14 protein-coding genes are annotated in these 14,947 nt (G+C 44.3%); 11 read left to right on the top strand and 3 right to left on the bottom strand.

Annotated elements, in window-relative coordinates; all coding sequences use genetic code 11:
- From IEX80_RS15975 to IEX80_RS15995, 5 genes are all read left to right on the top strand, one after another.
- Nucleotides 1-1,338: a DUF5690 family protein gene (locus IEX80_RS15975; protein ID WP_188833430.1), complete on the top strand. Its 1,338-nt coding sequence runs from the start codon at nt 1-3 to the stop codon at nt 1,336-1,338.
- A 55-nt stretch (nt 1,339-1,393) separates the two neighbouring features.
- Nucleotides 1,394-2,530 carry a TIGR03364 family FAD-dependent oxidoreductase gene (locus IEX80_RS15980; RefSeq protein ID WP_188833431.1) on the top strand — a complete coding sequence of 379 codons (1,137 nt, stop codon included), beginning with the start codon at nt 1,394-1,396 and terminating at the stop codon, nt 2,528-2,530.
- A gap of 198 nt (nt 2,531-2,728) precedes the next feature.
- A complete protein-coding gene (locus IEX80_RS15985) occupies nt 2,729-5,284 on the top strand; it encodes a phosphocholine-specific phospholipase C (protein WP_188833432.1) in 2,556 nt (851 codons plus the stop codon).
- Between the two features lie 162 nt (nt 5,285-5,446).
- The gene (locus IEX80_RS15990; protein WP_188833433.1) at nt 5,447-6,400 is read left to right on the top strand and encodes a bifunctional helix-turn-helix transcriptional regulator/GNAT family N-acetyltransferase; all 954 of its coding nucleotides are present in this window, start codon (nt 5,447-5,449) and stop codon (nt 6,398-6,400) included.
- Nucleotides 6,401-6,547: 147 nt separating this feature from the next.
- On the top strand, nt 6,548-7,597 hold the full coding sequence (locus IEX80_RS15995; RefSeq protein WP_188833434.1) for a hypothetical protein: 1,050 nt from the start codon (nt 6,548-6,550) through the stop codon (nt 7,595-7,597).
- Between the two features lie 173 nt (nt 7,598-7,770).
- On the opposite strand, the gene msrA is transcribed toward IEX80_RS15995, so the two are convergent.
- Together msrA and msrB are read right to left on the bottom strand one after the other, a co-directional pair.
- The gene (msrA, locus tag IEX80_RS16000) at nt 7,771-8,439 is read right to left on the bottom strand and encodes a peptide-methionine (S)-S-oxide reductase MsrA (protein WP_188833435.1); all 669 of its coding nucleotides are present in this window, start codon (nt 8,437-8,439) and stop codon (nt 7,771-7,773) included.
- 25 nt (nt 8,440-8,464) lie between these two features.
- On the bottom strand, nt 8,465-8,959 hold the full coding sequence (msrB, locus tag IEX80_RS16005; RefSeq protein WP_188833436.1) for a peptide-methionine (R)-S-oxide reductase MsrB: 495 nt from the start codon (nt 8,957-8,959) through the stop codon (nt 8,465-8,467).
- 267 nt (nt 8,960-9,226) lie between these two features.
- Between msrB and IEX80_RS16010 the strand changes: the two genes are divergently transcribed.
- Both IEX80_RS16010 and IEX80_RS16015 read left to right on the top strand, forming a co-directional pair.
- A complete protein-coding gene (locus IEX80_RS16010; protein WP_188833437.1) occupies nt 9,227-9,823 on the top strand; it encodes a sigma-70 family RNA polymerase sigma factor in 597 nt (198 codons plus the stop codon).
- Nucleotides 9,824-9,834: 11 nt separating this feature from the next.
- Nucleotides 9,835-10,107, top strand: coding sequence for a hypothetical protein (locus IEX80_RS16015; RefSeq protein WP_090529409.1), 273 nt, complete (start codon nt 9,835-9,837; stop codon nt 10,105-10,107).
- Between the two features lie 89 nt (nt 10,108-10,196).
- Here IEX80_RS16015 and IEX80_RS16020 read toward each other — a convergent pair whose 3' ends face one another.
- A complete protein-coding gene (locus tag IEX80_RS16020) occupies nt 10,197-10,565 on the bottom strand; it encodes a winged helix-turn-helix transcriptional regulator (RefSeq protein WP_090529412.1) in 369 nt (122 codons plus the stop codon).
- A gap of 146 nt (nt 10,566-10,711) precedes the next feature.
- Here IEX80_RS16020 and IEX80_RS16025 point away from each other — a divergent pair, with 146 nt between their 5' ends.
- The 4 genes from IEX80_RS16025 to IEX80_RS16040 all read left to right on the top strand — a co-directional run bounded on the left by IEX80_RS16025 (nt 10,712) and on the right by IEX80_RS16040 (nt 14,818).
- The gene (locus tag IEX80_RS16025) at nt 10,712-11,512 is read left to right on the top strand and encodes an SDR family oxidoreductase (RefSeq protein ID WP_090529415.1); all 801 of its coding nucleotides are present in this window, start codon (nt 10,712-10,714) and stop codon (nt 11,510-11,512) included.
- A gap of 201 nt (nt 11,513-11,713) precedes the next feature.
- Complete coding sequence (locus IEX80_RS16030; protein WP_176627895.1) at nt 11,714-12,430, top strand: DUF4397 domain-containing protein; 717 nt, start codon at nt 11,714-11,716, stop codon at nt 12,428-12,430.
- Between the two features lie 170 nt (nt 12,431-12,600).
- Nucleotides 12,601-13,392, top strand: coding sequence for a cytidylyltransferase domain-containing protein (locus IEX80_RS16035; protein WP_188833534.1), 792 nt, complete (start codon nt 12,601-12,603; stop codon nt 13,390-13,392).
- Between the two features lie 343 nt (nt 13,393-13,735).
- Nucleotides 13,736-14,818 carry an Ldh family oxidoreductase gene (locus IEX80_RS16040; RefSeq protein WP_188833438.1) on the top strand — a complete coding sequence of 361 codons (1,083 nt, stop codon included), beginning with the start codon at nt 13,736-13,738 and terminating at the stop codon, nt 14,816-14,818.
- Nucleotides 14,819-14,947: the final 129 nt, after the last annotated feature.

A 14,947-nucleotide genomic window follows, 5' to 3' on the forward strand; every position in this document is an offset into this window, starting at 1 on the left:
ATGAGGCTGATTGAAAGTTTACGTGCAAAAGTAGCCCAATGGCCTTATGCACTGATTTCAGTTTTGGCAGCGGTTTCAGCCTTCGGAACGTATACATCCATGTATGCCTTTCGTAAGGCATTTGCAGCGGCAACTTTCACAGGTCATGAGTATTTTCATGTTGATTATAAAGTTTGGCTGGTTATAGCTCAGGTTATAGGCTATATGAGCAGCAAATTTTACGGCATAAAGTTTATAGCCGAAGTTAACAGCAAAACCCGCGCCCGTTATATTTTAATCCTGATCGGGATTGCCTGGGCGGCGCTGCTGGCCTTTGCTTTTGTACCGGCCCCATGGAATATCGTGTTTCTTTTTATCAACGGTTTTCCGCTTGGCCTTATCTGGGGGCTGGTTTTTGGTTATTTGGAAGGCCGCCGCTCAACAGAGTTCATGGCCTCGGTATTGTCCATCAGCCTCATTTTTGCGTCGGGTTTTGTAAAAACAACCGGACGAACTTTAATAACCGGTTTCCATGTAAACGAATACTATATGCCATTTTTAACAGGGGCGGTGTTTGTGTTGCCGCTTTTATTTTTTGTAGGTTGTATGGAGCTTATCCCTGCCCCTACCGCCGAAGATAAACGTCTGCGTTCGGAACGTACACCGATGAATGCAGCAGAGCGTAAACAATTCGTCATCCGTTTCTTGCCGGGTATTATCCTCACGCTCATTGTTTATGTATTACTCACCATTATGCGCGACGTGCGCGACAATTTTGAAGTAGAGATCTGGGCCAGCCTGGGCATTAAGGATAACAGCATCTTTACTACTACCGATATTAAAATTTCGCTGGTGGTTTTAGTCGCCATGAGTTTACTGATCCTTGTACGAAAAAACCTTCGTGCTTTTAGTATCATCCATTTAATGATCATTGCCGGTTGCGCGCTGGTAGGTATATCAACCATCCTGTTTACCCTTAAAATGGTAAGCCCAACCTTATGGATGACCTTGGTAGGCCTCGGCTTATACATGGGCTACGTTCCCTACAATGCTATATTTTTCGAGCGGATGATAGCATCGTTCCACTATAAAAGCAACGTGGGCTTTATCATGTACATTGCCGATTCGATGGGCTACCTTGGCAGTGTTAGTGTTTTGCTGGTAAAAGAACTTGGTCGCCCCTCAATAAGCTGGGGTGCCTTTTTCCGGGAAGGCGCAATGACGGTAGCCATTGTTGGCGGAATTTGCGGTATTTTATCGCTCATTTACTTTTTGCAAAGCGCTGCCCGTGATAAAAAAAAGATAATTGCGGGTGAAACTGATGAGCAACAAACGCTAACTTTCAATCCAGCCAATTAAATCAATTGAGGTTTGAACAATTCAAACCAGTGAACTATAATGAACTATTGAACTAATGAACAACAATAAAAGTGCAATAATCATAGGCGCAGGCATTGTAGGCTTGGCTACGGCCCGCGCTTTGGCCATTCGCGGCTATAAGGTAACGGTATTTGAGCGCAATGAACGCGCGGTGGGCGCTTCCATCCGTAACTTTGGTATGGTATGGCCGATAGGCCAGGCTACAGGGCCAATGTTTGAGCGCGCCATGCTATCAAAAAGCATTTGGAAAACAATTTGTACCGAGGCTAAGATCTGGCATAATGAGGTTGGTTCGCTACACCTTGCTTATCACGATGATGAACTGCAGGTAATTGAAGAGTATGTAGATGTAAACAAGCAATACCGTGATTGCGCTGTGCTAACTCCAGGCGAAGCTGTTTCAAAATCGCCGGCAATCAATACCGATGGATTGAAAGGCGCCCTGTGGAGCGGCGAGGAAATGATTGTTGAATCGCGGGTAGCCGTCGGGCAGGTGGCAGCTTACCTCGCCGAAAAATTCGGTGTCGAATTTCACTGGAACACCGCTATCAGCCGCATTGAACATCCAAAGGTAAGTTCAGGCACCCAAAGCTGGGAAGCCGACGAGATCTATATTTGCAGCGGCGCCGATTTTGAAACGCTTTATCCTGAACTATTCGCGCAAACACAGATCACCAAATGCAAACTCCAAATGATGCGTCTGGTTACTCAACCTGATGAATGGCGCATAGGCCCATCGCTATGTGGTGGCTTGTCTATGATCCATTACCCAGGTTTCCAGGCGGCATCTTCATTGCCTGCTTTGCGCAAACGCTACGAAGAACAGTATGCTACCCACCTGAAATGGGGCATCCATGTTATGGTATCACAAAACGGCAGCGGCGAGCTTACCATAGGCGATTCGCACGAATATGGTTTAGTTCATGACCCGTTTGATAAGGAATTTATTAATAATTTGATAATTGAATACTTACATACATTCGCCAATTTTAAAGATTGGAAAATGCTGCAGTCATGGCACGGCATCTATCCTAAAATGACCAACGGCGCGTATGAGCTTATTGTTGATATTGAGCCCGGGGTAACCCTCATCAATGGCCTCGGCGGTAACGGCATGACCCTGTCATTTGGCCTATGCGAGCAAGAGATTGCCAGGCGGAAAGACGGTTAGTTTTTTAGACCATAGTCCATGGTCGATAGTCCATGGATTGAAAAAACTGCATATCTTGGTTTTTCAATAAGCCAACCATAGCTTATTGGCTATAACTATTGACAAAAACAATAACCAGGTCTATGAACTTTCGACCATAGACTAAAAACAAGAAAACCATGGTCTATGGACTATCGACCATGGACTAAAAATAAAACTATGTCTGATTCAAGGAGAGATTTTCTTAAAAAAGCAGCCCTATTAACCGGTGCAGCCGGCCTCGCCAGCATTTTACCCCAATCTATTCAAAAAGCAATGGCCATTAACCCGGCACCGGGCAGCACTTACCTGGATGCCGAGCACATTGTGATCCTGATGCAGGAAAACCGCTCGTTTGATCATACTTACGGGATGCTGAAGGGGGTACGTGGTTATAATGACCCACGCGCTATTGATTTGCCCAACAAAAACAAGGTTTGGCTGCAATCGAACAAAAAAGGCGAAACGTATGCCCCTTTCCACCTTGATATCAAGAATACCAAAGCAACCTGGATGAGCTCGTTGCCGCATTCATGGAGCAACCAGGTTAATGCCCGTGACGACGGCAAATTTGACCAATGGCTTAACGTTAAGCGTAACGGTATTAAGGAATATTCCAACATACCTTTAACTATGGGTTTCCACAATCGCGAGGATATCCCGTTTTACTATGCCCTGGCCGATGCCTTTACCGTTTGCGATCAAAACTTTTGCTCATCCCTGACAGGTACAAACCCAAACCGGTTGTATTTCTGGAGTGGTACTATCCGTGCCGAACAGCATGAAAACTCCCTTGCACACGTTTGGAATGACGATATGGATTATGGCACCCTCAACTGGGCTACCTTCCCCGAGCGTTTGGAGGATCATAATATATCATGGAAACATTACCAGAACGAAATTGCCATTGATACTGGTTTACAGGGTGAAGAAGATCCGTGGTTATCAAATTTCCAGGATAACCCGCTGGAGTTTTTTGGCCAGTATAACATTAAACTTTACGATAAGCACATCGCCCATCTGCAAAAAAAGTCAACAGTTTTGCCTGATGAGATAACCGCCCTTAAAAAACAAATTGCTGCTTTGCCGGCCGGCGATGCACATATAGATCATTTACAAAAGCAGCTTAAACAAAAACAACGCGACCTGGAGAACATCAAAAAAGACATGGCGAGCCTTGATCCTGGTAAATTTGCCAATCTTTCGCAACGCGAAAAAAACCTGCACCAAAAAGGTTTTGTAACCAATATCAATGATCCGCATTACCGCACTTTAAGTCCGCTGAAATATAATGATGATGGCACCGAGCGTGAAGTTTTAGTACCTAAAGGCGATGTATTACACCAGTTCCGTGCCGATGTAAAAGGAAGTCAATTACCTACTGTAAGCTGGCTATCGGCCCCCGAGCATTTTTCTGACCATCCAAGCTCGGCCTGGTACGGTGCATGGTACGTATCTGAAGTGCTGGACATTCTTACCCAAAATCCCGAAGTTTGGAAAAAGACTGTTTTTATTTTAGCTTATGATGAAAATGATGGTTACTTTGACCATGTGCCTCCTTTCACCGCGCCTAATCCGCATAAACCGGGCACCGGTAAAGTATCAGAAGGTATCGACCCAAGCGTTGAATTCGTTACATTAGAACAGGAAAAAGCACGCAACAACTTCCCGGAAGTATTTGATCGCGAAAGCCCGATCGGTTTAGGCTTCCGTGTGCCGTTGGTAATTGCTTCACCATGGAGCCGCGGCGGATGGGTTAACTCCGAAGTGTTTGACCATACTTCAACCCTGCAATTTTTAGAGAACTTTTTAAGCCACAAAACTGGTAAAAAAGTAACCGAACCTAATATCAGCCAATGGCGCCGTACCGTTTGCGGTGATCTTTCAAGCGTTTTCCGCCCATATAACGGCGAGAAGATCGAGAACCCTGAGTTTGTTGCAAGGGAAGCATTTTTGGAGAGCATTCACAAAGCCCAGTTTAAGAAACTGCCATCAGATTATAAGCTGCTTACCGCCGATGAAATTGCGCAGATCAATAAAGATCCGCATTCATCCCCATATATGCCCCAACAGGAAAAAGGCATTAAACCTTCATCGGCACTGCCCTACCAGCTTTATGCCGATGGTAAATTAAGCGCTGATAAAAAATCGTTTGAGATCAAATTTACTGCGAGTAACAAAGCCTTTGGTGCAAAAGCGTTGGGCTCACCATTTAACGTATATGCTCCCGGCAAATATGCTACGATGAATGATCCGCAGAAAATGGAAGATCTGCGTACCTGGGCCTATACCGTTAAAGCCGGCTATACCCTGGCAGATGTATGGCCGCTGCATGAATTTGAAAACGGCGAATATTATTTACGCACCTATGGCCCTAACGGCTTTTTCCGCGAGTACCGGGGTAATACTGCCGATCCGCTGGTTGATGTTGTTTGCGAATACGAACAGGTTGCCGGTAAGTTAACAGGTAACATCTCCCTGAAAATAACAAATCATACAAGTAAGGCCCAAACTATTACGGTAACAGATCATGGCTACAAAACTCCCGATCATAAAGTTGCTGTAAAGGCAGGCTCAGGCGCAACCATTGCATTAAACTTAAGCAAAAGCCATAACTGGTATGATTTCAGTACAAAAGTTGACGGCTTTGATAAATTCGGTAAACGCTTTGCAGGTCGGGTTGAAACAGGAAGGTCAAGCTTCAGCGATCCATTAATGGGTAAAGAATTAGTATAATATTTAAAACTTTTATCATTCAAAGCCGGGCTTCTGAGTCCGGCTTTTGCTTTTTATAGGTTTTATGAATTGCAGATGACACTAATCAGCAGTTAGTTATTGGGATTTTTAAAATATGATTATATATTTGCGTAATCAGTTACATAATTAGTTACTAATTATATGGAATTTTTCAATAAAGTGGGCAAAATGGCTATTGGCAGCAGGTTAAGGATGCTTACCGAAACCATGGTTGAAGATGCTGCGCGGATCTACAAATTATATGATATCGATTTTCAGCCTAAATGGTTCCCGGTTTTTTATGTATTGCAGGATGGTGCCGAATTTACCATTACAGCTATTGCCAAAGAGATCGGCCACTCGCACCCTTCTGTAAGTAAGATCATCGCCGAAATGGTGAAGAACGGTTTTGTTATTGAGAAAAAGGATAAGGCTGATGGCAGGCGCAACATGGTAAGCCTGTCGGCTAAAGGGCTTGAGGTTGGAAAAAAAATCCAGGACCAGTATGCAGATGTAACCAATGCCGTTGAAGAACTTTTATCCCAGGCAAACCATGACCTATGGAAGGCTATTGAAGAATGGGAATACCTGCTGGAACAAAAATCATTGTTGCGCCGGGTACAGGCACATCAAAAAATAAGGGAGAGCAATAAAGTACACATCGTGCCTTATGAACCTAAATATGCCGGGGCTTTTAAAGCGCTTAATGAAGAATGGATCTCCAAATACTTCGTAATGGAAGAGGCCGATTATAAGGCCCTTGATAACGCCGACAGTTACATTATTAACAACGGCGGCCATATCCTGGTCGCGCTTTATAATAACGAACCCGTTGGTGTATGTGCCCTACTGAAAATGGACGATCCTGATTATGACTATGAGCTTGCTAAAATGGCCGTTTCGCCAAAGGCGCAGGGAAAAAATATAGGCTTTTTGCTCGGACAGGCTATTATCGAAAAGGCCAAAGCCCTTGGCAGCCATAAACTTTACCTGGAGAGTAACACCATTTTAAAGCCGGCCATCAGCCTGTATCATAAGCTGGGTTTTGTAAAAGTTGCAGGCAGACCTTCACCATACGAACGGGCCAATATTCAGATGGAACTTGAGTTGAAATGAAAAGCCAGTTAGCGGGTTTACTACTTCCCTCAATAGATATATTAACTATAGATATATTAACTATTGTATAACAATTGTGAATAAATTCAACAAACAGTTTATAGTATTTTTTGTTTCTTGCAATTGAAACTTAAACACTATATCTATATGAAACATAAAAAACTCCTGCTCCCTACCCTAATATTATCTTTGAAAAACTTCAAAAAACATCTTATCATTTGTCTGGGTATCTGCCTATTTTGCAGCACTGCTGTACAAGCTCAGTTTGGCGGTTTTGGGAAAGCCATATTGGATAAAGGAGCCGATATGGTATCGGGCGGCAGCCTTAATAAATTGCTGAAACAGCCGCAGGCCATTACCACCAGCTTTAATGACGTTAACAAGACAGGCTCCAAGCCACCATCGTTTATGGAAGGGCAGGTAGCCGAGCCTTTATACCTTTTGCCAAAAGCACCCGGGGGCGGTTTTAAGCTTTGCGCCGGTTTTTATGAAATGACCAGCAAAAGCTATTGTCTGCATGCTGGTACTCGTGGCCCCAGTACAGGCGATGGGTATATGCTTGCCCCGGTGCTTGGGCCCAAGCGCGATGTGGTGATACTGATATTAAAACATGCTGAAACTCATCCCGAGGTTGACCAGCATAGCATCCAGATATTATTATGGTCGATTATTGCACGCACCAGGTTTGTTGATATGGGGTCCGATATTAAGCTTACCGCGACCAGGCTGCTATCAGCTAATGAACTGTTAATGCTGGAAGGCGGTGCGCTGGGTGTATTGCCCGCCAGTGTAATGGATAAAGCCAAAAGCCAATTGCCGCCTGCGGTTCAAAGTGTTTTTGAGGCCGAAAACAATATCCGCCGATTAGCTGCCTCTGGTAATTCATCTTACGAAGAGATGGAAAAGTATGCCATGTTAGCCGGTTTGGCTCCGGCGCCTGATCCGGCGGTACCGTCAGGCATATGGTCATTACACCCTGATGGATATTACATCCGGTTTTATCCGCATAGCTATTCAAAAACCACTGTACAGATCTACGTGCCGAAAGAACTCCTCAGCACAAAACCCGATTTGGTTTACGACGGGCCTAATGGCATTGCCTGTCCGGCCAATGTGGGTTCGCAGCGCCTGGCTCAAACCAATGAACCGCTAAATCCTGATTATAATCAAAAATTAAAAACGATCTGTAATCAATAGATAGCGGAAAGGTTAAAGGGAAAAGGCGAAAGGTTTTGTCACTTTTCGCCTTTTTTTTGCTGGTGACCAATGCTTTATTCTTAAACAAACAGGCGGATGAAAAGACTTCCCTAATGGTTACCCGCAATAACGTGGTGTAGAGACAACAGAACAGTCAAATACAACATTTACACTTAATTCATATCTTTATGCTGAAACTCGGGTTTCAACAAGCTATTCATGGCCTTACGCAGCTTTATTACTTTAGGTACTGAAACATGGCTGATATACGGGCTATTCATATGCTGCCTGTAATATCCCTGGTGATAATTTTCGGCAGGATATAATACCTTAAACGGAACAACCTGTGTAACAATAGGGCTGCTGTAATGATGTGTAGCGTTAACTTTAGCTATTACGCTTTCCAAAGTTTTCTTTTCTTCAGGTGTCCGGTAAAATGCTACCGAGCGGTAATCGTCGCCTACATCAGGGCCCTGCCTGTCTACAGTGGTTGGGTCGTGTGCATAAAAGAAAGCTTCGGCTAAAGCAGCGTAACTTATTTCGGCCGGGTTATAGTAAACCTGTACAGATTCGGCATGACCGGTATTTTTACCGCAAACATCCTCGTACGATGGATTTTTAGTTGTGCCGCCGGCATACCCGGCTACTACTTTATTAACACCCTTCAATTCATACAAACCTTCCGAAAGGCTCCAGAAACAACCACCGGCAAAAGTGGCAACCTTTTCGCCCGCCTTTGGGGCAGGCAGGCTTGCAAAACCGTTTCCGCCGGTCTGCGCATCGGCACAGCCAAACAATATCAGCAGGCCAAGCAGGCATATATTTAACTTTTTTGTTAACATGATATTTTTAATTTAAATAGTTTAATTATTTAGCCGGAATAAACTTAAAAGCATATGAGTCCATGCAATAGCGCTTGCCCGTAGGTGCAGGCCCATCATTAAAAACATGGCCGAGATGCAAACCGGTGCTGGCTTCAACTACCTCTTCGCGCACCATCCCATATGATGTATCCTTAACAATTTTGATCGCATTTGGATCTATAGGTTTAAAGAAACTCGGCCAGCCTGTACCCGATTCAAACTTGGCATCCGAACTAAATAACGGTTTGCCGGTAGCCGCGCTCACATATGTTCCTTTTTCATGATTGTTCCAATAAGGATTGTGAAAGGGCTGTTCCGTCCCCCTATTTACCAATATCTCATACGCCTCGGGCGTTAATACCTGTTTCCAATAGCTGGCCGGCTTAGCCTGCGGATATGTTTTAGTGTCAACAGTTTTATCGGCATGCGGAGTGCTTTGACTGCACGCGTTAAGGGCCAATAATATCAATGGGATAATAAACAGATTTATCTTTTTCATGCCCTTTAGTCGTAGAAAAACAGAAAACCTTACAGGGGAACTAACGCATTTCTGTCATTTTATTGTCTGAAATTGATCGGGTCTGCATTGATCTGGAATTAAAGAATTACTTGAATTCTGATCGTATTATGCTGTTTCCGTTTCAGAAAAAAAATAAAAATCCTGTAAGGTTACCTTCTTCTTGCCGACTAACGCTCAAATTAAAAACAACAGGAAGATAGCATGAACGATAAACTTTTACTCAAACCATTACCGCCACATTGATTTATGCAAAGCCAAAACAGCAACTACACCAGTCTTGATGACATTACCGATCCGCGTGCCTGGGTAGCGCAGCATGCCGACTATCTTTATAAATATGCCCTTACCCGCATCAACGACGAAGAATTAGTCCGCGATCTTGTACAGGAAACTTTTTTGACCGCTCTCGAGCGCTTGCAAAAATTTGAGGGCAAAAGCACCGAACATGCATGGCTTACTGCAATACTGAAAAACAAGATTGTTGATGTTTACCGCAAAAAAGCATCCTCTTTTGTTAAAGAACCTGCGGTAACATTCGCCGAATATGAAACAGACGATTTTTTTGAACCTGATGCCCATAACTGGAAACCAGATCACCGCCCCGCAGAATTTGGTATGGAGCAAACCGACCACCTTGAAAGCAAAGAATTTGAGCTGATACTGCAACGATGTTTAAAAAAAATGCCATCGCTCTGGTTCTCGGTTTTTACGATGAAACACCTCGATGATGAGCCCGCCGATACCATCTGCAACCACCTTAGAATATCACCTTCCAACTTTTGGGTAATTATTCACCGCGCTAAATTAAGCCTGAGAGAGTGCCTTCAAAAAAATTGGATTTAAACTAATAGAATATGGACGAATTAACCAAAATAGCCTACAACTGCAAAAAGGCTACTTACCTGATCGAGAAGCAGCATATAGGAGAGATCACCCTGCGCGAAAAACTGGAATTAAAGATCCACCTGGCAGGGTGCCGCGTTTGCAGGATATTTCAGCAACAAAGTACCGCCATTAATCGCATGATCAAAAACATGTTCCATCAGTCTGTTGCCGGAAACATCAAGCTTGATGACAAATTTAAAGATGAATTGCAACACATGATAGATGAACAACTGGAAAAGTAAAACCTATAGATAAAAACTATACTTCAAAACCCGCGATATAGCAAAATCTCAAAAGCAGGCATGAACGATAAGAGTCCGCTTCTCACCTGCTATGCCTCAGGCAATATCAATCGCTTTTTGATCACCCGCCTCAGGTGTTCGCTGTGAGTATCGCCCCACTGGCCGAGCTCATTAATGATGGGCATTATTGATTTCCCTAAATCTGTTAAATAATATTCTACTTTAGGCGGCTGCTGATTATATACTGTTTTGGCCACCAGTTCGTCATCCTCTAATTGATTTAGCTGGATATTCAACACCCGGCGGGATGCTTCCGGGATATTTTTTTGTAATTGCCCCGGCCTGCTGATTCCCTGCGATATGTAATACAACAAATGGATCTTCCATTTGCCAAATACCACCTCACGTATCAGGTCAAGCCCGCATTCTTCCTGTATAGGTAATTTCCTTTCATACATAATAATTCCGTTTTGGTATTATTTAAACTGCCAATTTCGGCGGCTACAGGGATAAATTTATCCGTATTGAATCATTTTTCCGTACTTGACCCGGCTACGATACATCCTGAACTTTGTGCGGTCAAATAAACAAAAAAGAGAGTAAAATGATTGCAAAGGTAAATTTCAATATCGATCCAAATGAATTTAATGGTAAAAAGATCCTGGTTACAGCCGGAACAAAAGGTGCAGGCAAAGCCATTTTTGAGCGCTTGCTTAAAGGTGGCGCCAATATCGTAACTACGGCCCGTGTGCAGCCAACGGATATTACCTCCCAACACTTTATCCAGGCCGACCTGAGCACAAAAACCGGTACTGATAAAGTGATCAGCGAAACCCTTAAGCGTTTAGGCGGTATCGACATCCTGATCAACAACCTTGGAGGCTCTGAATCGCCGGCAGGCGGAGTTATGGTGCTAAGTGATGAAGACTGGGAAGCAGCCCTGCAAACCAATTTATTAGCGGCTGTTAGGTTAGACAGAGGATTGCTGCCAACCATGCTTAATCAAAAACAAGGGGTGATAGTGCACATTTCGTCCATACAACGTAAAATGCCGCTTTTCGAGGCAACATTACCATACGCAGCAGCAAAAGCAGCCCTGAGTAATTATAGCAAAGGCATTTCAAAGGAGCTTGCACCAAGAGGTGTGCGGGTTAATTCGGTAGCGCCAGGTTTTATCAATACCGGCGGGGCACAGGGTATGATTGACAACCTGGCCTCACAAAACGGCGGTGACAAAGAAGCAGCACTAAAAACCATTATGGATTCGTTAGGGGGCATCCCCATGGGCCGCCCGGCAGAGCCTGAAGAAGTTGCCGAACTGGTAGCCTTCCTGGTATCAGACCGTGCTGCTTATTTAAACGGAAGCGAATTTACTATAGATGGAGGCACTATCCCTGTTGTATAATCCATTAACTTATTTACAATAGCGGATAATTTTTATCCGCTATTTTTTTACAATTGAAACCCCTATCCCTTGCATACTAAAACCTAAGCTCAAACGTATTTATGCTAATCACACCGGGGTTAAAATTTTTAATCCAAAGTAGCGTAATGCCTGCTGGTTACGTAAAGTTAAAATATCAGTTTACTACCAATATTTTATTTTATGAAAACAGTTCAGCAAAAATTAACAAGGCGGGCAGGCATTATCGGGATGGTGTGTTTGCTGGCAACAACACTCAGCTCGTGTTTAAAAGATCACAACAACTACGTTCAGCCGCCGGTGGCACTTGTTTCGGTCATCAATGCCTCACCCGATTCTGATCCGGTTGATTTTTATCTTGAGCCCAACAGGGCCAATAATTTCCCAATTCGTTACGGTCATGGTATAGATTATATTAATGCCTACCCAGGTAAAAGAACAGCAACCTTTTATGTTTCGGGCACAAAGCAAAAAGTTGCAGACGATACCATCACCCTCGTAGCTAAAAAACTTTACTCGGTATACCTTGCCAACACAGCAGGTAAACGCGATGTAATTTTTGTTGCCGATTCTATTATTCAGCCGGCCGCCGGGATGGCCAGTATCCGTTTGGCAAACCTCAGCGCCGATGCCGGTACGGTTGACCTGGTTACTTCAAAAGATTCGGTTCTGGCATCAAACAAAGCATACAAGCAGGTATCTGATTTTGTGACTATTAAAGGCAATGTTACCTACACGCTTAACATTCGTCAAAAAGGCACTACTACGGTATTAGCCAGCCTTACTAACGTTAACCTTCGGGCGGGTTCTGTATATACCGTGTGGCTGCAGGGTATTAAAGCAGCAACCGACGATAAAAAACTAAGTGCAGATATTCAAACCAACGTTTACTATTATTAAATAACCTATACCTGTGTTGTAAGGCCCGGCCATTGTGCCGGGTTTTATTTTTTGTAGATCAACCTACAGGTTAACAATTTCATAATATAAACTTCGCCATATTTAAACCTTACCATTATACATTTAACCCGGTTAATGTTTTTTTGATAAACCTCAAATTTCCGGAAAAGATGGATGAGCGTGTAGTGATCATTGTGCCGGCCCGCATGGCATCAAGTCGTTTATATGGCAAAGTAATGCTGCCTATATTGGGTAAAAGTTTACTGGCCCGCATGGTTGAGCGGTTGGATATGATCCAGCACCAGGCCAGCATTGTCATTGCCACCTCGGAAGGTGCCGGAGATGATGTTATAGCAAGAGAGGCCGAAAACCTTAACATTCCCTGCTATCGCGGCAGCCTTGGCAACTTGTTGGACAGGCATTACCAGGCGGCCAAATTTTTCAACGCCGATGTAGTGGTAAAAATCCCTTCCGACTGCCCGCTGATCGATCCGCGGATCATTGATAACGTGCTTGAATATTTTTTCAGCAACAGGCAAAAGTTTGATTATGTAAGCAACCTGTACCCGGCCACTTATCCCGATGGCAACGACGTAGAAGTGATGACCCTGGCCTGCCTCAAACAAGCCTGGGAAAATGCCGGTCGCCCTCATGATCTGGAGCATACCTCGCCCTACATCTATGAAAATCCGCTTATTTTTAACATCGGCAACGTAACCTGGGAAACCGGCCTGGATTATTCTATGTCGCATCGTTTTGCGCTTGATCACCCCGAGGATTTTTATTTCATCGAGCGTGTATTTAAAGAGCTGTACCCGGTTTGTAACCGTTTTTCATGCCAGGATATCCTTAACCTGCTGAAACTAAAACCCGAGATCTACGAAATAAACGCCCGCTATAACAGCACCAACTGGTACAACAAACACCTGAGCGAAGTAAAGCCCGAGTTTGCGATGGCTTGAGGGTAGAGATTAGAGGCTGGTGATTGGAGATTAGCAGAAGTCCGTCTATCTCTCTCTTTTGGCGCAAGTGTTGTGTGGCTGCCTGTGGGATATGGCTCACTTGTGCCTAACTTCAAAAGTTTTTTTACTAATTATGGCGTTACCTTCGGCCCGGGCTATCCGCTCATACTACACAGGGCCTTAGCCACTTGGCCGGTATCCGCTTCTATCCCTAACGCAAATTTAACATCAGATATTACCATTAGGAAACCGATATCAGGCAATCCTCAAATCAAGTATATCAAGGTACCTTATCAGCGAAATCAACGTAATCATTTTAAAAATCAACGGTTATCTTTGCCGTATGCTGATATCGCCATCCACTCTACGCGCATTTACCGAAAATATATTCAAAGCTATTGGCTGCAGCCATGAACATGCGGTTTTAGCAGCCGACGTGTTGCTTAAATCAGATCTCCGTGGTATCGACTCGCATGGCGTAGCCCGCCTGAGCGGTTATGTACGCCTGTGGGAGAAGAAACGCATTAATCCTACGCCCAACATCCGGATAGTGCATGAAACGCCAACAACAGCCACGGTAGATGGCGATGCAGGCCTTGGTTTAGTAGTAGCTCCGTTTGCCATGGAGGTAGCCATTAAAAAAGCTGAGCTATACGGATCGGGTTGGGTATCAGTACGTAACTCCAACCATTTTGGTATTGCTGGTTATCATGCGTTAATGGCTGTGGAGAAAAATATGATCGGCTTTGCCATGACCAATGCCAGTCCACTGGTTGCTCCTACCTTTTCTAATGAACGGCTTTTAGGTACCAACCCAATGTGTTATGCTTTTCCGGCAGGAAAATATCCCCCGGTAATTGTTGATATGGCAACTTCAGCAGCAGCCAATGGAAAACTGGAAATAGCTCAGCGCTTAGGCAAGCAGGTTCCCGAAGGCTGGATCCAGGATAAAGAAGGCAACTATACTACCGATCCGCATGCGCTAAAGACCGGCGGTTCCCTCCTGCCCCTCGGCAGCGACCGCGACCATGGCAGTCATAAAGGCTTTGGTTTAAGTGCAACAGTTGATATATTATCCGCGGTACTATCGGGAGCCAATTACGGTCCATGGGTACCGCCGTTCGTGGCCTTTCTTGATCCGCCGAATGATCCCGTTGGCGCGGGTATAGGGCATTTTTTAGGTGCTATGCGCGTGGATGGCTTCCGTCCTGTTGATGAGTTTAAAGATCATTTAGATAACTGGGTGGAGCGGTTTAAATCTTCAAGCACAGTTGATCCGTCACAAAAGGTCATTATCCCTGGTGAGCCGGAACTTGAAGCAGAAGCCGACAGGATGGCAAACGGCATTCCTTTGGTTGATGCGGTTGTAGAAGATTTGAATAAACTGGCGGAGAGGTTCAATATTAGCCCGCTGCCGCGGGTTTAGCGCAGCGTAACCCGTGGTCAGCATAATGTAAGCTTCCAGCTTACGGAAATTCAGCTGAAAACTGAAACTATGGTAAACCACAGGTTGAAAGCCCGCGGCAGTGATTTTATTAAAGTGAAAAGCCTGTTT

Origin of the sequence: Mucilaginibacter rubeus, from assembly GCF_014643835.1 — a bacterium.
GTDB classification, from domain to species: Bacteria; Bacteroidota; Bacteroidia; order Sphingobacteriales; family Sphingobacteriaceae; genus Mucilaginibacter; species Mucilaginibacter rubeus.

Coding starts and splice junctions, on each gene's coding strand:
- msrB (WP_188833436.1), bottom strand. CDS start 8,959: ATGAAAAAGATAAATCTGTTTATTATCCCATTGATATTATTGGCCCTT.
- IEX80_RS16035 (WP_188833534.1), top strand. CDS start 12,601: ATGGATGAGCGTGTAGTGATCATTGTGCCGGCCCGCATGGCATCAAGT.
- IEX80_RS16040 (WP_188833438.1), top strand. CDS start 13,736: ATGCTGATATCGCCATCCACTCTACGCGCATTTACCGAAAATATATTC.
- IEX80_RS16030 (WP_176627895.1), top strand. CDS start 11,714: ATGAAAACAGTTCAGCAAAAATTAACAAGGCGGGCAGGCATTATCGGG.
- IEX80_RS15975 (WP_188833430.1), top strand. CDS start 1: ATGAGGCTGATTGAAAGTTTACGTGCAAAAGTAGCCCAATGGCCTTAT.
- msrA (WP_188833435.1), bottom strand. CDS start 8,439: ATGTTAACAAAAAAGTTAAATATATGCCTGCTTGGCCTGCTGATATTG.
- IEX80_RS16020 (WP_090529412.1), bottom strand. CDS start 10,565: ATGTATGAAAGGAAATTACCTATACAGGAAGAATGCGGGCTTGACCTG.
- IEX80_RS15990 (WP_188833433.1), top strand. CDS start 5,447: ATGGAATTTTTCAATAAAGTGGGCAAAATGGCTATTGGCAGCAGGTTA.
- IEX80_RS16015 (WP_090529409.1), top strand. CDS start 9,835: ATGGACGAATTAACCAAAATAGCCTACAACTGCAAAAAGGCTACTTAC.
- IEX80_RS16010 (WP_188833437.1), top strand. CDS start 9,227: ATGCAAAGCCAAAACAGCAACTACACCAGTCTTGATGACATTACCGAT.
- IEX80_RS15980 (WP_188833431.1), top strand. CDS start 1,394: ATGAACAACAATAAAAGTGCAATAATCATAGGCGCAGGCATTGTAGGC.
- IEX80_RS15995 (WP_188833434.1), top strand. CDS start 6,548: ATGAAACATAAAAAACTCCTGCTCCCTACCCTAATATTATCTTTGAAA.
- IEX80_RS15985 (WP_188833432.1), top strand. CDS start 2,729: ATGTCTGATTCAAGGAGAGATTTTCTTAAAAAAGCAGCCCTATTAACC.
- IEX80_RS16025 (WP_090529415.1), top strand. CDS start 10,712: ATGATTGCAAAGGTAAATTTCAATATCGATCCAAATGAATTTAATGGT.